Genomic DNA, 17,739 nt, shown 5'->3' with positions numbered 1-17,739 from the left:
GATCATGGCGGGCCGAACCGGCCCGCTCACCTTCACCCTCCCGGCGAAAATCCATGAGCGTCAAAGAGCCGCCGATCCCAGCCCCACCTCCCGAGCCCGGCGCCCCGCAAGGCGCGGCCGCAGCGCAGGTTTCCATCCTGGAAATCTTCATCACCTTTCTCATCATCGGCGGCATCAGCTTTGGCGGCGGCGTGGTCGCCTATCTGCGCAACGCGCTGGTGGTGGAAAAGGGCTGGCTGGACGAGGAGGAGTTCCTCACGGCGCTGGAAATTTCCCAGGCCCTCCCCGGCCTCAACGCGACCAATATGAGTGTCATCGTCGGTGACCGGCTGCGTGGTCCGGTGGGCGCGATCGCCGGCTTCCTCGGCATGACGCTGCCGGGCGGCCTGCTCGTGTTCGCGCTCGGCATCTTCTACGTGTCGAACCACGGCAATCCGGCCATGCACGCCATCCTCGCCGGCATCGGTGCCGCCGCCGTGGGTCTGCTCGCGGCGGTGACGGTGCAGATCGGGCACAAGCAGCTGGAGCACCTGCGCGAGATCCTGCTCATCCTCATCACCGTGGTGCTGGTGAGCTTCCTCCACGTCTCGCTGGTGCTGGTGCTGCTCACCGTGCTGCCCCTGGCCCTCTTCATCTACCGTCCCGGCCGCGGAGAGGTCGACGAGCCATGAACAATCCGCACACCGACCTCAGCGTCCTCGGCGTCTTCTCGCTCCTGTCGCTTCTCGCCATCGGCGGCGGCACGGCGGTGCTGCCGGAGATGAAGGCGCTGACCATCGATGCCCACCACTGGCTGACCGACAGCCAGTTCCGCGACATCTACAGCCTCGGGCAGGTGGCCCCGGGGCCGAACATGCTGATGGTGATCGTCATCGGCTATCACGTCGCCGGCACGCTGGGGGCGTTCCTCGCCTTCACCGGCTTCTTCCTGCCGGCGTCCGTTCTGGCGCTCGGCTCCTCCCGCCTGTGGAATCATTTCGACGGCTCGCCCTGGCGGCTCGCTTTGCAGATGGCGCTGGCGCCCATCGTCGTCGGGCTGATGGCTGCCGGCACGGTCGCGGTGGCGCGCACCGCCATCACCGGCACCGAGACGACGCTGATCGCCGTGGCGGTGTTCGTCCTCGTCTATTTCGGGCCGAAGATGATCGGGAAAAAGGTCAATCCGGCCCTCTACATCTTCGCCGGAGGGCTGCTGGGCTACCTGACGCTGAAATAGGGGAGCTCCCCCTATTTCGCCGTGAACCTGTTTGGCCGGAAATCTATTTGGCAGGGAACATGGGGTGGGCAATCTTGTCGCCGGCCTTCAAGCCCTGCCTGCGCGCCTCGCCCCCGCCGATCTCCAGCACCGCGCGCACCGGCTCTCCGGAGGAGATTGTCTCGGTGGAGAGCGGGGGCGTCATGGCAGCGATCCGGGCGATGGAGCCGTCGGCACGGATGAACACCATGTCCAGCGGGATGAGGGTGTTCTTCATCCACATGTAGACCGGCTGGTCCACCTTGAAGTCGAACAGCATGCCGCCCCGCTCGGGCAGCGTCTTGCGGCACATGAGGCCCTGGGTGCGCTGCTCGTTGGTGCGCGCGACCTCCACCTGGAAGGCCAGCACGCCCTTGGCGGTGACGATCTCCAGCGGGTCCAGCACCGGGTTGGGATTGATCTTGATCTGGGCGCACTCGGCCTCGGCCGCGCGGGCGAGGCCCGGCAGCCCTGCAAGCGGAAACGCGAGGGTGAACGCAAGCGCGAATTTGGCCGCCAGGGCAGCCCGCGACGGAATCTGGCTCATCAATTGTTCCCGCTGGGGCCGCCGTCGGCCTTCACTTCCGCAGCCATCAGGCCCTTGGACCCGTCGCCGTAGCGCACCAGCACGCTCTGGCCGGGGCGCAGCTCGGTCAGGCCGTGACGGCGCAGGGTTTCCATATGGACGAAGATGTCGGGCGTGCCGTCGCCCTGGGTGAGGAAGCCGAAGCCGCGCAGCCGGTTGAACCACTTCACCGTGGCCCGCTCGAAGCCGCTGGTGGGCTCCACCACGGCGCGGGTCCGGGGCAAGGCCGGCGCGGTGTGGACCGCGGTCGACAGATCGAGGGAGAGCACGCGGAAGGCCTGCCGCCCCTTGGTGCGCTCGATGGCCTCGCATACCACGCGGGCGCCTTCCATGGCGGTCTGGAAGCCGTCGCGGCGCAGGCATGTCACATGAACGAGGACGTCGGGACCTCCGTCGTCCGGCACGATGAATCCGTAGCCTTTCGACGCGTCGAACCATTTGATGGAGCCGGTGACTTCGACGAGCCCGGCGGGCTCCTCGGTCCCCTCCTCCGAGCCGGCGGTCCGTGGCCCCAGCCCCAGTGCGTCAGACCCCATGACCACCCCGAAACTAACGCGCGGCGGCGCACCCGTTGCCGCGGAGAAGGTAGGATAGCAACTGAATGGCGCAACGCCCACCCTCTTCGCGCGCCATTGTCACCCGTCACCGGCAAAGGGCGCGAGCACGTCGCCGATCTCGTCGCGGACCACCAGTTCGGCCATGTCGTCGAATTCCGTGGGCTCGCGGTTGAGGATAATCAGCCGGGCCCCCTTCTGCCGCGCCTTGAGCGGCAAACCCGCCGCCGGGAACACCACCAGCGACGAGCCGATCACGATGAAAAGGTCGCTCACCTTCGCCAGCGCATCCGCCCGCGCCATCTCGCGCTCGGGCATGGCCTGGCCGAAGGAGATGGTGGCCGCCTTCACCGGCCCGCCGCATTCCGGGCAATCGGGCGCGATGCCCCCGGCGGCATCGAACCGCTCCTTCACCCAGCCGAGCTCGTAGCGCGCGCCGCAATCGAGGCAGGTGGCATAGGTGCCGTTGCCGTGCAGTTCCACCAGCGCGTCATCCGGCACCCCGGAGGCCTGGTGCAGGCCGTCGATGTTCTGGGTGATGACGCCGGCGATCCTTCCGCGCCCCAGCAGCCGGGCGAGTGCCCTGTGACCCCGGCCGGGCCGCGCCCCGGAGAACGCCTCCTCCATGGCGAACTTGCGCCGCCACGCCTCGTTGCGCGCGGCCTTGTGGGCGACGAACACGTCGAAGGGAATAGGCTTGTTCTGCGTCCACAATCCGCCGGGGGAGCGGAAATCCGGAATGCCGCATTCGGTGGAGATGCCCGCTCCGGTAAAGGCGACCGCGCGCGCCGACCCGTCCAGAAGTTCGCGGAGGCGCTGCTGCGCCCCCTTGAGATCGCCTTCATAGATCATACGTCACCTGCTACTTCACTCCGGCCGGCCCGCCGGCTTGCGCCCCTCATACGGACGAGACCCCCGATGCGCTTCCTGCACACCATGGTCCGCGTGACCGACATCGACCAGTCGCTGGACTTCTACTGCAACAAGCTGGGGCTCAAGGAGGTGCGCCGCAAGGAGGTGCCGCAGGGTCGCTACACCCTCGTCTTCCTCGCCCCTCCCGGCCAGGAGAACGTGGCCGAGATCGAGCTGACCTACAATTGGGACAAGGAGCCCTATGGCGAGGGCCGCAACTTCGGCCACCTCGCCTTCGAGGTCGAGGACATCTACGGCCTGTGCGAGCGCCTGATGGCCTCCGGCGTCACCATCAATCGCCCGCCCCGCGACGGCTACATGGCTTTCGTGCGCTCCCCGGACAACGTCTCCGTCGAGCTGCTGCAGAAGGGCGGCCCCAAGCCCCCGGCCGAGCCGTGGGCCTCCATGCCCAACACCGGCAAATGGTGAGCGCCTGACACGCCGCTTTTGAGCCGCCGCAACCTCCCGCCGGCGGCCACCTGATCCCGGGCCGCGCCCTCTGCCCACAGGGCAGCAGCGCGCGGCTTTGGATAATTTCCCCACAGGCTTGCAGCCAAGCCGCCCGCCCCCTATAAGGACGCCCTCTCCGGTGGCCAAAACCCCGGAACGGCCGCGCGCCCTTCGTCTATCGGTTAGGACGCCACCCTTTCACGGTGGAGAGAGGGGTTCGACTCCCCTAGGGCGCGCCAGCTTCGCACGGCCGGCGAACGCTATCCCTCAGTCGCGATCCCACGACCCATCTTTGATCCTAAGCATCTCCCTCCGGTCGCATCTTCGCGCCTAGCGTTTCTGACATGACGCAAGGTGTCCCCTATTTGCGGTATGCGGATGATCCCGCGCGGGGTGACAGTCAAGACAGATCAGAGCGCCATCGTTTGTTCAAAAATGTCTTTTGGGCAAAAGCGGCCTGACTCTCTGCTCTATTTTGCAAGCAACGCTCCGGATTCGCGCCCGAGACGGCAGCGAAGGATGGGATCCATGTTGTCCAAATCGATCCAGATCACGGCGACAGCGGCCTCGATACTTCTAATCCTCCTCATCGGGTGTCCCAGGGCTGATGCGCAGGGGGGCGAAAACTGCTGGAACACATCGGACGGTCGCGTCTGCGAGATCACCCAGCCCCTCGTGAACGGCGACCCGCTCGATGAGGCGACCCGCAAGGCGCGGGGGCTCGTCATCGTCAACGGCGGATGCAGCGGCATTCTACTGAACCGCTACTGGGTTCTCACCGCCCGCCACTGCATTACAAACGAGCCAGCCGGTGCGACCGCTGGCGTCGATATCGGCTCGCCGGCGTTTCCCGCCAATCAGGTCACGATCACGGCCGCCTGGGATCCGACGCTCAGTGCGCAGGCGTCCGACTATTATGAGTTCGCCGTCAACCGGAACCTGGCCGCCGGCGCCCTGCCCGCCCGCGACATCGTGATGGTCTATCTCGGCCTGGGCGATCTCGGCCCGGTGGCGGGAATACTGCCCTACATCGCGGAGCCGGAGGGCACGGCGCCGGATCGCTGGACGGGCGTGCGGCTTCAGACAACGGACCAAATCATCCAGAATGGCCAAGGCTTCGGCACATTTGCGAGCGGCGCCTTTCTCGCCAATGGGCAAGCGGACCCGCGCAATCCGCCGCAGCAGGCGACCGGCCTTGGAACATACCGCAGCGGCCAGTTCACCCCCTCCGACATCAGCACGACCGGATACACGCTGACCTTGAACTCGGCTGCTCAGGTCGGACAGGGCGGTGACAGCGGCGGCCCCACCCTGGTCGGGCGGCGCGACGGTCGCGGGCTTGCGGTGGCTGGCGTGCAGTCCACCTGCAGCGCGACGGGCCACGTGCCGCACGCACCACTCCCGGCGGGCGCGTCCAATCCGGGCTGGGAATGGGCGACGGGCATCTCCGGCTGCCAATACGTCTCGGTGGAGCCGCTGGTGCGCGAAATTGGCGAGGCCGTGGTGCGTGCACCTGTCTGCAAGACAGACGCGGAATGCGCGTCCACGACCTTGCCACTCATCCTCGACTACGTCCTCGCCGATGCCGCGCCGGCCGCCACCGCGAGCCTGACCACCATCACCCATTATCTCACCAGCGACGAGTAATCCTGAACCAGGGAGAAACCGAGATGACGACCCATGCAAACGTCTGGCGCTGCGCAATCGTGCTCGCCTGCAGCTTCGGCCTCGGCCAGCCCGCCGGCGCTCAACAACTGACCGTGACGGCAGGAACGGTTCTCAATGTCTTCGCGGACCCATCCGATTTCGTCGTGGAAATGGACAAAGCCGGCCGTTGCGGCTCGAAGTATTTCCACATCCAACGCACCAAGGCCAATTTCAAGGAAGTGACGGCGGTGATGCTGACGGCCTTCACCGCGGGCAAGACCTTCACCGGTTTCATCGAAGGCTGCGCCGGTGACCGGAACATCCTCAGCCACGGCGAGGTCTCGCGCTGACCTCGGATCGCGAGATGCTTCAGGCCGGAGTGTCCCTCCGGCCTTCCCTCACACCTTCACCCGAAACGGCGTGAAGTCTGTACCCACGTCATAGACGTCCACCCCCTCGCGCCGCTTCATGAAGCCGACGATCTTGTAGGTGACGGGGGTGAGCACCGCTTCCCAGCCCACCTTGAGCAGGTAGTTGGAGACCATCACCGTCAGCACGAGGTGGGTGTCCCACACGCCGAGGAAGGCGAGCGGGTAGAAGATGAGGCTGTCGACGGCCTGCCCGACGATGGTGGAGCCGATGGTGCGGGTCCAGAGCATCCGGCCGCCGGTGAGCACCTTCATCCAGGCCAGCACGAAGGCGTTGGCGAACTCGCCGCACCAGAAGGCAAGAATGGAGGCGAAGAAGATCCGGGGTGTCTGGCCGAACACGCTGGTGACGGCGTCCTGCCCCGTCCAGCCCGGCGCGGGCGGGATGGCGACGACGATGGCCGTCATCAGCGCCGCATAGACGGACGCGGCGAAGCCCACCCACACGATGCGGCGGGCGCGGGCATAGCCATAGACTTCGGTGAGCACGTCGCCGAGCACATAGGACAGGGGAAAGAACAGCACCGCCGAGCCGAACACGAACGGCCCGATGAGCGGCAGTTCCACCACCGACACCTTGGCGGCGCCGACGAGGTTCGAGCAGATCAGGATGACCGCGAAGGCGACCATGCAATAGTCGTAATAGCGCAGGCGCTTGCCTTCGAGGGCGCGCGCCTCCACCGGCATGATGCCGGCGCGGGTCTCGACGCCATCGACGCCGAAGGGGGTGTTGTCGGAAAGCATGTGGGGCAGCCTCGATGCTGCACCGCATTAAACCGTAAAGCGCCGCGCAAGCCCAGCTCGCGCTCGGGAAGGCCCGCCGGGACGGCTCAGCGCGAGAAGGTCGCCACCAGCTCCACATGGGCGGAATAGCGGAACTGGTCCACTGGCACCACGCCCTCCAGCCGCATCCCGCCCGCGACGAGCAGCGCCGCATCCCGGGCGAAGGTGGCAGCGTTGCAGGAGACATAGACGAGGCGAGGGAGCCGCGAGGCCGCTAGTTCGCGCGCCTGCGCCTCCGCGCCCTGCCGGGGCGGATCGATGACCACAGCATCGAACGCGGCAAGCTCGGCCGCCATCAGCGGGCGTCGGAACAGGTCGCGGGTCTCGCCGTCCACGCCCTTCAGGCCCGGCGTGTGGCCGGCCTTGAGCAGAGCGGCGAGCGCACCCGCATGGCTTTCGGCGGCGAACACGCGGGCGGTCTCGGCAAGGCGCAGGGCGAAGGTGCCCACGCCTGCGAACAGGTCCGCCACCTTGCGGGCGCCAGCCATGCCTGCCGTCACCCGTTCCGCCAGCACGCGCTCGCCCTCCGCCGTCGCCTGGAGGAAGGCCGCCGGCGGCAGGTCCACCCGCGCCCGGCCCATGGCGAGGCGCGGCGGCTCACGCTGGATGACGAGTTCGCCGTGCCGCGTCAGCCGCGCAAGGCGGAAGCGGTCGGCGATGACCGCGAGGTCGGTGAGGAGCGCGGGCGGCAGCGGGCCGGAGCCGCGCACATCCATGTCCAGCCCGGTATCGGTGGCGATGATCTGGAGATCGAGCGGCTTTTTCAGCGGCGCCAGCGCCTCGGCCACTGCGCGGGCGGCGGGCAGCGCCTGGTCGAGGCCCGGCGCCAGGACGGGGCAGGCGTCGATGGCCACCATGGCGTGGGACTTCCGCTCGGCAAAGCCGACCACGGTGCGCGCCCCATACTGGCGGGCGTGGAAGATCACCCGCCGCCGCCCTGCCCCATGGGCATCGATGGCGGGGGCCACGTCCGCCTCGATCCCCTCGCGGGCGAGGGCATCCACCACCATCTGCCGCTTCCAGGCGAGATAGGGCGCGCGCTCCCAATGCTGGAGCAGGCAGCCGCCGCAGCGGCCGAAATGCGGACACGGGGGCTCCACCCGCTCGGGGCTGGGCTCGACGATGGCATCGAGGAGGATGCGCTCGCCCTCCGCCTCCCCGCGCACCAGCTCCCCGGCGAGGGTGAGGGGCGCGAACAGGGGGCCGGAAGGGCCGCGGACGATGCCATCGCCCTGCGCGCCCATGCGCTCGATGCGGAACTCGGTCACGGTCGGATCGCCCCCACGAGATATTCCTGATTGCCGTCGCCGCCCGCGATGGGCGACGGGATGCGGCCGAGAAGGCGCCAGCCCAGCGCCGCGATCTCCTGCTCCACCCTGGCGCAGACCTCGTCCCGCACCGCCGCGTCGCGCACCACGCCCTTGCGGACGAAGGCGCGCCCCGCCTCGAACTGCGGCTTCACCAGTGCGACCAGCCGGGAGGCGGGCGCGGCGAGCGCGAGCGCGGCCGGCAATACCAGCGCGAGCGGAATGAAGCTGACGTCGATGACGATGAGGTCGAAGCCGCCCGGCACCAAGGCGGGATCGAAGGTGCGGATGTCCGTTTCCTCGAACAGGCGGACGCGCGGATCGTCCCTCAGCCGCGCATGGAACTGGTCGCGCCCCACATCCACCGCGTGCACCCGTCGCGCGCCGCGTCGCAGCAGCACCTCGGTGAAGCCGCCGGTGGAGGAGCCGACATCCAGCGCCTCGGCCCCGGCGGGATCGATGGCGAAGGCGTCGAGGCCCGCCGCGAGCTTGAGCGCGCCGCGCGACACGTAGTCGTGGACGTCTTCCGCCTCGATGCGCGCACCGACGCTGACCTCCGCCGAGGCCTTGGCCACCACGAGCCCATCCACCTTCACCAGCCCGGCGGCCAGCGCCGCCTGGGCGCGGGCGCGGCTGTCGAACAGGCCGCGCTCCACCAGCAGGCGGTCGAGCCGCATGCGGCGGCCAGCGTCCTGTTCGCCGTCACGCGCCATATGGGAATGGGGTTTCAACATTTTTTGCCGCAGGGCTCCCTGCCCGATGTCGCGGGCGGCCGGAGGCCGTGATATGCGATGGCTGCGGGGGAAGCAAACACCAGTCGACAGTTGTGATTCGGAGATCGGAGGTCCGTCCGCCGGTCACCAAGCCTGTCGATCGTGCGGCGAGGGGCGAGGACCCGGTGGTGATGGGTGGATGGTTCTACGGCCGGTGCGCGATCCTGGCGATAGCCGCAGCGTGTGTGCTCGCGCCGGTCTCGGGCGAGGCTGCCCCCAAATCCACCGGCAAGACCGGCGGAAAATCCGATTCCAAAAAGGCTGAGGCCAAGGCGGACCCCCGGATCTGGCTGGTCGTCAAGGTCGATGAGACCTATGTGCTGCGCTTCGGCCTGCCCCGCACCGCCGACCCGGTGTTCGCCGTCTCCTGCCAGCCGGGCGCGCAGCTGATCCAGTTCACCGCGGAAGTGGCGTCTGGCAAGGTGAAGGCGGGCGACGGCGTCGCCCTCTCCCTCGCCGCTGGCAAGCGACATCTGGAGCTGGCGGCCTCCGCCTTCCGGGGTTCAGCCGAAGGCAAGGTGGTGGTGGAGGCGGCGGTCGCGCTGGACGGCCGCGTTCTCGACCTCTTCTCGGACGCGGACAATCTCGTCGTGCGCCTGCCCGGTGCTACCGAGACCTATCCGCTTGCCGGGGCCAAGCCCAAGCTGCCGGACTTCCGCCGCGCCTGCCTCACCGCCATGCCCGCGCCGGCCGATCGCAGGTAACTTTACGGCAGGCTGGCATCTTTCCCTTTTGGATCGAGCCGGTATGATCCGCCGCCGCAAAAGGGACCCTGACATGCTTCGTTCCGTGCTCGCCGCCGCCGCTCTGGTTGCCATCTCGGCCCCCGCCATCGCCGCTCCCGCGCAGGAGAAGCCGGCGGAGAAGATGATCTGGCACATCCAGGACAGCGAGGACACCGCCGCTCTGGTGTACGGCGTGCCCGACAGCGACAAGGCCGCGATCTTCTTCCTCTGCCAGAAGGACGGGTCTGCGATCACCGTCCAGTCCATGATCGGCTCGAAGGATCTGACGCGCGGCGCCCAGACCGCCATCGTGCTGAGCGCCGGCAGCGTGAAGAAGAGCTTCCCCGGCAAGGCGGTGGCCATGGAGGAAGGCGACGCGGTGAACGTGGAGGCGCCGACCCAGATGACGGACGTCAAGGCGCTCACCAAGGCCTCCGGCACCCTCACCATCGAAGTGAAGGGCGCCAAGCAGGCCATCCCGCTCTCCGGCATCGGCCCGGCCGTCACCAAGTTCGAGACCGCCTGCAAGCCCAAGAGCTGAGAAGCCATCAGGAAGCTGGCGGCCTGAAGCCGCCGGCTCAGGCCGCCCCGGCGAGGCCCCCGGCCTTCTCGATGAAGGCCGCCACCACCTCCACGCCCACGCCATTGCGGATGGAGGAGAAGACGTAGGGCCGGCCCGCCCGCATCCGGATGGTGTCCGCTTCCATCACCTTGAGATCAGCGCCGACCATGGGCGCGAGGTCGGTCTTGTTTACCACTAGCAGGTCAGAACGCGTGATGCCCGGCCCGCCCTTGCGCGGGATCTTCTCTCCCCCCGCCACGTCGATGACGTAGATGGTGATGTCCGCCAGCTCGGGCGAGAAGGTCGCGGCGAGATTGTCGCCGCCCGATTCGATAAGCACCAGATCGAGGTTGGGGAAGCGGGCGTTCATGTCCGCCACCGCGCGCAGGTTGATGGAGGCGTCCTCACGGATCGCCGTGTGCGGGCAGCCGCCCGTCTCGACACCGAGGATGCGCTCGGGTGGCAGCGCTCCGGCCACGGTGAGAAGCCGCGCATCTTCCTTGGTGTAAATGTCGTTGGTGATGGCGCAGAGGTCGTAGCGCTCGCGGAAGGCCTTGCACAGCGCCTCCATCAGCGCCGTCTTGCCCGAGCCGACGGGGCCGCCGACACCGACGCGCAGGGGATTCTTGCCGGAACTCATGAGCGGAACAGCCTCGTATATTGGGTTTCGTGGCGAAAGCTGCCGAGATCGGCGCGGAAGGTGGCCGTGCCGAGATCGTCCAGCGTCAGAGCGGGAATGTCCGCCGCAAGCGCCCGCACGGCCGGTGCAAGGCCGGCGACGACACGGGTGCCCGCCGTCTGCCCCACCGGGGCGAGGCGGATGCCCGACGACACCAGCGCCTGCACCAGTGCCAGAAGAAAGCCTTCGAGCGTCGGCCCGAGCGGAATGCGGTGCGCCGCCGCGGCCAGCCCCACCGCGACGGGATAGGCGACCTCGCCGGAGAGAGCGCCCGCCGCGGTCTCGAGCGCAGGGGACGGCCACGCCGCGCGAACGGCATCGAGGAAGGACCGGCCCTGCTGGCAGGTTTCCAGCCTGAGTTCGGCGGATGGTGCGAGGCAGACGGCGAGCGCGTTCACCTCGCCGAGCGCTGCCCCGTCTCCCGCCGTCGCCGCCCGCCAGGCGTGGGCCAGGAGGATGCCGTCTGAACGGCCGAATCCGAGGCGCATCAGGTCCGACACCTGCGCCGCAAGACTTGCCTCGTCCTTCACCTCGCCGGCCTCCACCGCCCATTCCAGGGCGTGAGAGTAGGCATAGGCCCCCACCGGAAACGACGGCGAGAGCCACGCGAAGAGGGGCAGCAGGTCGGGCTGGTCAGCCATGCTTGTGGTCGTGTCCGCAGCCCGGGCCGTGGACATGACCTTCGGCGGCATGGTCATGGCCGCGCTCGTGGCCGTGCTCGTGCTTATGGTCGTGATGGGCATGGTCATGATGGGAATGATCGTGGTGCGCATGATCGTGGCCGCACCCGCACGCGTCGCCGTGAGCGTGGTCATGGTCATGATGCTCGTGACCATGATGCTCGTGACCATGGTGTTCATGTCCATGGTGCTCGTGCCCGCCATGGGCTTCCGCCGCCTCGTAGGCGCCCTTCTCCGGGCGGAACGGGCGCGTCACCTTGGCGACGCCGGCGCCCAGGCCACGCACCATCTCGGTCAGCACATGGTCGTCCACGAAATAGACGGCGGTTTCGGTGATCTCCGCCGGCACATGCCGGTTCCCGAGGTGCCAAGCCACCTTCATCAGCCGCAGCGGATTGGCGGTGGTGACCTCCACCAGGTCCTCGGCGGCCGCCTTGATACGGACGAGGCGCCCGTCCTCCAGCTTCACCGCGTCGCCGTCATCCAGAACCGTCGCCTTGTCGAGGTCGAGCAGAAAGGAGAGGCCGCCGTCCGCCGTGAAGGCGAAGCGGCGGCGGTGGCGCGCGTGGTGATCGAGGGTGATCTCGTCCACCACCTTTTCCGGGCGGACGGCGGGACGGCGGACGACGGTGGTGGCGCGGATCATCGGGTTACTCCGGTACAGCCACCCGAGCGCCCTGCCCCACCGCCTTCGCGGGTTCCGGCTGCGCTCAGGTGGCGCTGTCCTGCCGATTCTGGTTGGTCTCGAACAGGAACCACAGGCGCTTCTCGGCCTCGTCCACATATTCTTCCAGCAGGCTGGCGGTGGCAATGTCCTCCGCCTCGTCGCAGATCTCGTGGGCCTCGCGCATGGTCTTGATGGCCGCCTTGTTGTCGGCGATCAGCTCCGCGAACATGGCCTCGGGCGAGGCGTAGGGCTCGTTGTTCTCCTTGAGGCCGGTGAGCTTCAGGATTTCGCCGTAGGAATGCACCGTCCGGCAGCCGATCTTGCGCACGCGCTCGGCCAGCGGGTCGATGGTGGCCTCGATGGTCGCGGCCTGCTCGTCCAGCAGCAGGTGGTAGTCGCGGAAATGCTTGCCGCTGACGTGCCAGTGGAAGTTCTTGGTCTTGAGGTACAGCACGAAGCTGTCGGCCAGAACGCGATTGATGGCATCCGCCACCTTCTGTGCCTTGGCGCTGTCGAGATCGGTGGGGGTAGCGAGGGCGGCGGTCTTCGCCGGCTTCTTAGTCAATGAACGAACGACGGCCATGGGTGTGGCTCCTCAAACGAAGCGGGTTGCAACACCCGCTGCAACGAGGAGCCACGGCGAAGGTTCCGCCGCGCCGTGGCGATATTCGCTCAGAACAGGAAGTAACGCTGCGCCATGGGCAGGACTTCGGCCGGCTCGCACACCAGCAGTTCGCCGTCCGCGCGCACGTCGTAGGTCTCGGGATCGACCTCGATGTGGGGCGTGGCGTCGTTGTTGATCATGCTCTTCTTGGAGATGCCGGAGCGGGTATTCTCCACCGCCACCAGCTCCTTGGCGATGCCCAGGCGCCCGGCAAGGCCATCCTCGATGGCCACCTTCGAGACGAAGGTGAGCGAGGTGTGGGTCCGCGCCCGCCCAAAGGCGCCGAACATGGGGCGGTAGTGCACCGGCTGGGGCGTGGGGATGGAGGCGTTGGGATCGCCCATCTGCGCCATGGCAATGGCGCCGCCCTTGATGACGAGATCGGGCTTCACGCCGAAGAAGGCCGGCGTCCACAGCACGAGGTCGGCCAGCTTGCCCGCTTCAACCGACCCGATGTGCCGCGACATGCCGTGGGCGATGGCCGGGTTGATGGTGTATTTCGCGATGTAGCGGCGGGCGCGGATATTGTCGCTGTCGGTCTCGCCGGGCAGCGAACCGCGCTGGCGCTTCATCTTGTCCGCGGTCTGCCACGTGCGGATGATGACCTCGCCCACCCGGCCCATGGCCTGGCTATCCGAGCTCATCATGGAGAGCGCGCCGATGTCGTGGAGGATGTCCTCGGCGGCGATGGTCTCCTTGCGGATGCGGCTTTCCGCGAAGGCGAGATCCTCCGCGATATCGGGGTCGAGGTGGTGGCACACCATGAGCATGTCGAGATGCTCGTCGATGGTGTTGCGCGTGTAGGGCCGCGTCGGGTTGGTGGAGGAGGGCAGCACGTTCGGCAGGCCCGCCACCTTGATGATGTCAGGCGCGTGGCCCCCGCCCGCCCCTTCCGTGTGGAAAGCATGGATGGTGCGGCCCTTGAAGGCGGCGATGGTGTCCTCGACAAAGCCCGACTCGTTCAGCGTGTCGGAGTGGATCATCACCTGAACGTCCAGCGCGTCCGCCACGGTGAGGCAGCAGTCGATGGCGGCCGGCGTGGTGCCCCAGTCCTCGTGCAGCTTGAGCGCTGCAGCGCCGGCCAGCACCATCTCCTCCAGCGCGCCGGGAAGGGAGGCGTTGCCCTTGCCGGCGAAGGCGAGGTTCATGGGGAAGGCATCCGCCGCCTCGATCATGCGGGCGATGTGCCACGGCCCCGGCGTGCAGGTGGTGGCGAAGGTGCCGGTGGCCGGCCCAGTACCGCCGCCGAGCATGGTGGTGACGCCGGAGGCCAGCGCCTCCTCGATCTGCTGCGGGCAGATGAAATGGATGTGGCTGTCGAACCCGCCGGCGGTGAGGATCTTCCCCTCCCCCGCGATGATCTCGGTGCCGGGGCCGATGATGATGTCCACGCCGGCCTGCACGTCCGGGTTGCCGGCCTTGCCGATGCGGGCGATGCGCCCGTTCTTCAGGCCCACGTCCGCCTTCACCACACCCCAGTGGTCGAGGATCACGGCGTTGGTGATGACCGTATCCATCGCCCCGTCGGCATTCGTGACCTGCGACTGGCCCATGCCGTCGCGGATCACCTTGCCGCCGCCGAACTTCACCTCCTCGCCGTAGACGGTGAAATCCTTCTCGATCTCGATCACCAGCGAAGTGTCGGCGAGCCGCACCCGGTCGCCCGTGGTGGGGCCGAACATGTGGGCGTAGGCGGCACGGGGCATGCGGCCGGTGGTCATGGTCTCGCTCCTGAAATCTCGCGCATGCGGGCCGGGGATTACTTGCTGGCGCCGTCGTATTCGATGGGGTGAAGGCTCTTCACATCCACGCCGTCGAGGCAACGCGCGTTCACCGCCACCGTCTCGGTGCCGTCCGGCGCCGTGCCGCGGGCGAAGGATTCGATGCCGCAGGTGGTGCAGAACAGGTGATGGATCTTGCCGGTGTTGAAGAGGTATTCGGTGGTCTTGCCCTCCCCCGACGTGAGGGTGAAGGCGCTCGCCGGAGCGAAAGCGAGGATGCCGCCGACGCGCCGGCAGCGGGAGCAGTTGCAGGTCACCGTGCGATCGAGATCGACATCCACTTCATAGTGGACAGCGCCGCACTGGCAGCCGCCGGAATAGTGCTGAACCGCCATGTCAGAGTCCTCCCTGAACCGCCGCGCGGAAGCCGTAGACCTCGCGCTTGCCGCCGAACGGCACCAGCGTCACGTCCCGCGTCGCGCCGGGCTCGAAGCGCACGGCGGTGCCGGGGGCGATGTCGAGGCGCATGCCGCGCGCCTTGTCCCGGTCGAAGTCGAGCGCCGGGTTGGTCTCGAAGAAATGGTAGTGGCTGCCCACCTGGATCGGCCGGTCGCCGGTGTTGGCGACGGTGAGGTGGACCCGCTCGGCGCCCTCGTTGAAGTGGATGTCGCCTTCCTGCGGCAGCAATTCGCCGGGGACCGTCTCGGAGGGGGTGCCGCGGATGGGGTGGTGGACCGTGACGAGCTTGGTGCCGTCCGGAAAGGTCGCCTCCACCTGGATGTCGTGGATCATCTCCGCGATGCCTTCCATCACCTGATCCGAGGTGAGCACCTTGGCGCCGGCCTCCATCAGCTCGGCGACGGTGCGCCCGTCGCGCGCGCCCTCCACCACGAAGTCGGTGATGAGCGCGACCGCCTCCGGGTGATTCAGCTTCACGCCGCGGGCGAGGCGCTTGCGCGCCACCTCGGCGGCCATGGCGACCAGGAGCTTGTCCTTCTCGCGCGGCGTCAGCAGCACGGCATCTCTCCTCGAACGAGCATCAGGTGGCCCACACGCGGGGGAGCGGGGCCTTTCGGAAAGCCATCAGAAACGAGGTTGCGGCGCGGCGCAACGTCCCGATGTCGGGGGCGAGCCAGCGCACGGCGAGAATGCCGTTCCAGGCGCTGGCCCCGGCCTCGCAGGGCACGTTCTCCATGAGGGCGCGCGCCTCCTCCAGCCGCGCCTCGGCGTCGGGCGCGATGAAGAGGAGCGTCGCCAGTGCACGGGCGCCGCCCGCGACGGCCGGCCGCTCCAGCAGCGCGCCGATGGGGCCGGACAGGCGGAAGGCATCGGCGAACACCAGGGCGCCGCCGCGTCGGATGCGCCAGTGGTCCTCAAGATGCCCCTCCCCCATCACGTCGCCATGGGCGAGGCGGCCCAGCATGAGCGCCTCGAAGGAGAGGAAGGTGGCGTCCGGCGCGAGGTCCACCGCGTAGCGGCGCTTGAGGCGGGCGCGGTCGAACAGGATGGTTTCCTGAGGCAACCATTCCAGCCGCGCGCCCTGCTGCGCTGCCAGCGACACGGAAATCTCCGCCAAAGGCCCATCGGAACGATAGACCTTCTCGGCGGCCGGGGTCGCAACGGTGAGGTGCGCGCCCGGCCCGGCCGAGGCTTCGATCGTGAAACGGTCGCCGCAGCAGACCCCGCCGGCGGTGTTGACGAGGACGGCTTCCAGCCCCGGCCCGCCGCGCGGGACCCGCACGCGCATGGCCCCGCCCTCCGCAAGGTCGGCGACGCGCGTCACCGCGCCGAACCGCGCACCGGCGATGCGGACACGGCCTTCGCTGCGCTGGCGCTGGGGCGGGAGGGGAGCCGACGTGGCGTCAGATCGCCATGAGGCGGCGAACATCGTCGCCATCCAGCCCACTCCTGTCACCGCTTGCCACCACCTCGCCCCGGTCCATCAGGATGAAGCTGTCGGCGAGGTCGCGGGCGAACTCGAAATACTGCTCCACCAGCACGATGGCCATGTCGCCCTTGTCCCTGAGGTAGGAGATCGCGCGGCCGATGTCCTTGATGATGGAGGGCTGGATGCCCTCCGTCGGCTCGTCCAGCACCAGCAGGCGCGGGCGGGTGACGAGGGCGCGGCCAATGGCGAGCTGCTGCTGCTGCCCGCCGGAGAGGTCGCCGCCGCGGCGGCGCAGCATGGATTTCAGCACCGGGAAGAGGTCGAACACCTCCTGCGGCACATACTTCTCCTTGCTGGACAGGCGGGCGTATCCCGTCTCCAGATTTTCCTTCACCGAGAGCAGCGGGAACACCTCCCGTCCCTGCGGAACGAAGCCGATGCCCATCGCCGCGCGGTCGGGCGTCGAGAGCTTCGAAATCTCTTTGCCGTCCAGCGTGATGGAGCCGCCGGCAATGGGCCGCTGGCCGACGATGGCACGCAGGAGCGAGGTCTTGCCCACGCCGTTGCGGCCGAGCACGCATGTCACCTTGCCCGCTTCGGCGGAGACCGACACCTTCTTCAGGGTGTGGGCGGCGCCGTAATAGAGGTCGAGGTTTTCCACCTTCAGCATGGCCTCACCTCCCCAGATACACTTCGATGACGCGCTCGTCGGCGCTAACCTGGTCGAGCGGTCCCTCGGCCAGCACCGAGCCCTCGTGCAGCACCGTGACCTTCACGTCGAGGTCGCGCACGAACTGCATGTCGTGCTCCACCACCACCACCGAGCGGGTCTTGGCGATTTCCTTCAGCAGCACGGCGGTGTCCGCCGTCTCTTGGTCGGTCATGCCGGCTGCGGGCTCATCCACCAGCAGCAGGCGCGGCTCCTGCGCCAGCAGCATGCCGATTTCCAGCCACTGCTTCTGCCCGTGGGAGAGGTCACCGGCCCGGCGATAGCGGCTGTCTTTCAGGCGCACGCGCTCCAGCAGTTCCTCCACCCGCTCGCGCTCGTGGCGGCTCGGGTTCCACTCCATATTGGAGAAGGGGCGACGGTCGGCCTTCACCGCGAGGAGGATGTTGTCCTCCACTGAATGCATGTCGAACACAGTCGGCGTCTGGAACTTGCGGCCGATGCCGAGCTGGGCGATGGCGGCCTCGTCCAGGCTGGTGAGGTCGTTGGTGCCGGCGAACAGGGCGACGCCCTGATTGGGGCGGGTCTTGCCGGTAATCACATCCATCATCGTCGTCTTGCCGGCGCCGTTGGGGCCGATGATGGCCCGCATCTCCGCCTCGCCGATGACGAGGGAGAGCGCGTTCAGCGCCCGAAAGCCGTCGAAGGAGACGGTGATGTTGTCGAGATAGAGCAGCGCCGAGGTCAGGGCCATTCGGTCCGGGGCGGGCTGCTCCTCCTTCAGGAAGCCGAGTTCGGCCTCCAGCGAGAGC

General features: G+C 68.0%; 23 protein-coding genes and 1 tRNA gene. 8 read left to right on the top strand and 16 right to left on the bottom strand.

Annotated features, from left to right (window positions below):
• Positions 1-53: 53 nt before the first annotated feature.
• Together V5F74_RS14710 and V5F74_RS14705 are read left to right on the top strand one after the other, a co-directional pair.
• The gene (locus tag V5F74_RS14710) at positions 54-671 is read left to right on the top strand and encodes a chromate transporter (RefSeq protein ID WP_394008796.1); all 618 of its coding nucleotides are present in this window, start codon (positions 54-56) and stop codon (positions 669-671) included.
• Entirely contained in the window at positions 668-1,216 is a 549-nt protein-coding gene (locus tag V5F74_RS14705) for a chromate transporter (RefSeq protein WP_024278983.1), read from the top strand. Before V5F74_RS14710 ends, V5F74_RS14705 begins: the two co-directional genes overlap by 4 nt.
• A 43-nt stretch (positions 1,217-1,259) precedes the next feature.
• Here the strand turns inward: V5F74_RS14705 and V5F74_RS14700 are convergent, their stop codons facing one another.
• From V5F74_RS14700 to V5F74_RS14690, 3 genes are all read right to left on the bottom strand, one after another.
• The gene (locus tag V5F74_RS14700) at positions 1,260-1,781 is read right to left on the bottom strand and encodes a DUF192 domain-containing protein (protein ID WP_394008794.1); all 522 of its coding nucleotides are present in this window, start codon (positions 1,779-1,781) and stop codon (positions 1,260-1,262) included.
• Positions 1,781-2,356: a cold-shock protein gene (locus tag V5F74_RS14695; RefSeq protein WP_024278981.1), complete on the bottom strand. Its 576-nt coding sequence runs from the start codon at positions 2,354-2,356 to the stop codon at positions 1,781-1,783. Before V5F74_RS14695 ends, V5F74_RS14700 begins: the two co-directional genes overlap by 1 nt.
• 99 nt (positions 2,357-2,455) lie before the next feature.
• Positions 2,456-3,226: an SIR2 family NAD-dependent protein deacylase gene (locus tag V5F74_RS14690; RefSeq protein WP_394008791.1), complete on the bottom strand. Its 771-nt coding sequence runs from the start codon at positions 3,224-3,226 to the stop codon at positions 2,456-2,458.
• Positions 3,227-3,292: 66 nt separating this feature from the next.
• Between V5F74_RS14690 and V5F74_RS14685 the strand changes: the two genes are divergently transcribed.
• The 4 genes from V5F74_RS14685 to V5F74_RS14670 all read left to right on the top strand — a co-directional run bounded on the left by V5F74_RS14685 (position 3,293) and on the right by V5F74_RS14670 (position 5,733).
• The gene (locus tag V5F74_RS14685) at positions 3,293-3,715 is read left to right on the top strand and encodes a VOC family protein (protein ID WP_024278979.1); all 423 of its coding nucleotides are present in this window, start codon (positions 3,293-3,295) and stop codon (positions 3,713-3,715) included.
• Positions 3,716-3,900: 185 nt separating this feature from the next.
• Positions 3,901-3,975, top strand: a tRNA-Glu gene (locus V5F74_RS14680).
• Positions 3,976-4,255: 280 nt separating this feature from the next.
• On the top strand, positions 4,256-5,383 hold the full coding sequence (locus tag V5F74_RS14675) for a trypsin-like serine protease (RefSeq protein ID WP_394008790.1): 1,128 nt from the start codon (positions 4,256-4,258) through the stop codon (positions 5,381-5,383).
• 23 nt (positions 5,384-5,406) lie between these two features.
• On the top strand, positions 5,407-5,733 hold the full coding sequence (locus V5F74_RS14670) for a hypothetical protein (protein ID WP_029558571.1): 327 nt from the start codon (positions 5,407-5,409) through the stop codon (positions 5,731-5,733).
• Positions 5,734-5,781: 48 nt separating this feature from the next.
• Here the strand turns inward: V5F74_RS14670 and V5F74_RS14665 are convergent, their stop codons facing one another.
• The 3 genes from V5F74_RS14665 to V5F74_RS14655 form a co-directional block, all read right to left on the bottom strand.
• The gene (locus tag V5F74_RS14665; protein WP_394008787.1) at positions 5,782-6,555 is read right to left on the bottom strand and encodes a queuosine precursor transporter; all 774 of its coding nucleotides are present in this window, start codon (positions 6,553-6,555) and stop codon (positions 5,782-5,784) included.
• An 86-nt stretch (positions 6,556-6,641) separates the two neighbouring features.
• The gene (locus V5F74_RS14660) at positions 6,642-7,838 is read right to left on the bottom strand and encodes a class I SAM-dependent RNA methyltransferase (protein ID WP_394008932.1); all 1,197 of its coding nucleotides are present in this window, start codon (positions 7,836-7,838) and stop codon (positions 6,642-6,644) included.
• Positions 7,839-7,858: 20 nt separating this feature from the next.
• On the bottom strand, positions 7,859-8,635 hold the full coding sequence (locus V5F74_RS14655) for a TlyA family RNA methyltransferase (RefSeq protein WP_051679252.1): 777 nt from the start codon (positions 8,633-8,635) through the stop codon (positions 7,859-7,861).
• Positions 8,636-8,805: 170 nt separating this feature from the next.
• Between V5F74_RS14655 and V5F74_RS14650 the strand changes: the two genes are divergently transcribed.
• Both V5F74_RS14650 and V5F74_RS14645 read left to right on the top strand, forming a co-directional pair.
• The gene (locus tag V5F74_RS14650) at positions 8,806-9,378 is read left to right on the top strand and encodes a hypothetical protein (RefSeq protein ID WP_156026401.1); all 573 of its coding nucleotides are present in this window, start codon (positions 8,806-8,808) and stop codon (positions 9,376-9,378) included.
• A gap of 73 nt (positions 9,379-9,451) precedes the next feature.
• A complete protein-coding gene (locus V5F74_RS14645; RefSeq protein ID WP_394008784.1) occupies positions 9,452-9,940 on the top strand; it encodes a hypothetical protein in 489 nt (162 codons plus the stop codon).
• 37 nt (positions 9,941-9,977) lie between these two features.
• Here V5F74_RS14645 and ureG read toward each other — a convergent pair whose 3' ends face one another.
• From ureG to urtD, 10 genes are all read right to left on the bottom strand, one after another.
• Entirely contained in the window at positions 9,978-10,601 is a 624-nt protein-coding gene (gene ureG / locus V5F74_RS14640; protein WP_250165831.1) for an urease accessory protein UreG, read from the bottom strand.
• Complete coding sequence (locus V5F74_RS14635; protein ID WP_394008782.1) at positions 10,598-11,281, bottom strand: urease accessory protein UreF; 684 nt, start codon at positions 11,279-11,281, stop codon at positions 10,598-10,600. Before V5F74_RS14635 ends, ureG begins: the two co-directional genes overlap by 4 nt.
• Positions 11,274-11,966, bottom strand: coding sequence for an urease accessory protein UreE (locus V5F74_RS14630; RefSeq protein ID WP_394008780.1), 693 nt, complete (start codon positions 11,964-11,966; stop codon positions 11,274-11,276). Before V5F74_RS14630 ends, V5F74_RS14635 begins: the two co-directional genes overlap by 8 nt.
• Before the next feature lie 64 nt (positions 11,967-12,030).
• Positions 12,031-12,570, bottom strand: a complete 540-nt coding sequence (locus V5F74_RS14625) for a Dps family protein (protein ID WP_394008778.1) — start codon at positions 12,568-12,570, stop codon at positions 12,031-12,033.
• Positions 12,571-12,659: 89 nt separating this feature from the next.
• On the bottom strand, positions 12,660-14,372 hold the full coding sequence (gene ureC, locus V5F74_RS14620) for an urease subunit alpha (RefSeq protein WP_250165828.1): 1,713 nt from the start codon (positions 14,370-14,372) through the stop codon (positions 12,660-12,662).
• 38 nt (positions 14,373-14,410) lie between these two features.
• Positions 14,411-14,767 carry a GFA family protein gene (locus tag V5F74_RS14615; RefSeq protein ID WP_024278968.1) on the bottom strand — a complete coding sequence of 119 codons (357 nt, stop codon included), beginning with the start codon at positions 14,765-14,767 and terminating at the stop codon, positions 14,411-14,413.
• A 1-nt stretch (position 14,768) separates the two neighbouring features.
• A complete protein-coding gene (locus V5F74_RS14610; protein ID WP_081837726.1) occupies positions 14,769-15,389 on the bottom strand; it encodes an urease subunit gamma in 621 nt (206 codons plus the stop codon).
• Between the two features lie 22 nt (positions 15,390-15,411).
• On the bottom strand, positions 15,412-16,269 hold the full coding sequence (locus tag V5F74_RS14605) for an urease accessory protein UreD (RefSeq protein ID WP_348550888.1): 858 nt from the start codon (positions 16,267-16,269) through the stop codon (positions 15,412-15,414).
• Complete coding sequence (urtE, locus tag V5F74_RS14600) at positions 16,235-16,930, bottom strand: urea ABC transporter ATP-binding subunit UrtE (protein WP_029558584.1); 696 nt, start codon at positions 16,928-16,930, stop codon at positions 16,235-16,237. The genes V5F74_RS14605 and urtE overlap by 35 nt, the downstream gene beginning before the upstream one ends.
• Before the next feature lie 4 nt (positions 16,931-16,934).
• A complete protein-coding gene (gene urtD, locus V5F74_RS14595; RefSeq protein WP_029558585.1) occupies positions 16,935-17,681 on the bottom strand; it encodes an urea ABC transporter ATP-binding protein UrtD in 747 nt (248 codons plus the stop codon).
• Between the last annotated feature and the right edge of the window lie 58 nt (positions 17,682-17,739).

Source organism: Xanthobacter aminoxidans (assembly GCF_043193615.1).
In the GTDB taxonomy this organism is placed as follows: domain Bacteria; phylum Pseudomonadota; class Alphaproteobacteria; order Rhizobiales; family Xanthobacteraceae; genus Xanthobacter; species Xanthobacter aminoxidans.
This window is presented reverse-complemented; position numbering and strand designations above follow the sequence as displayed.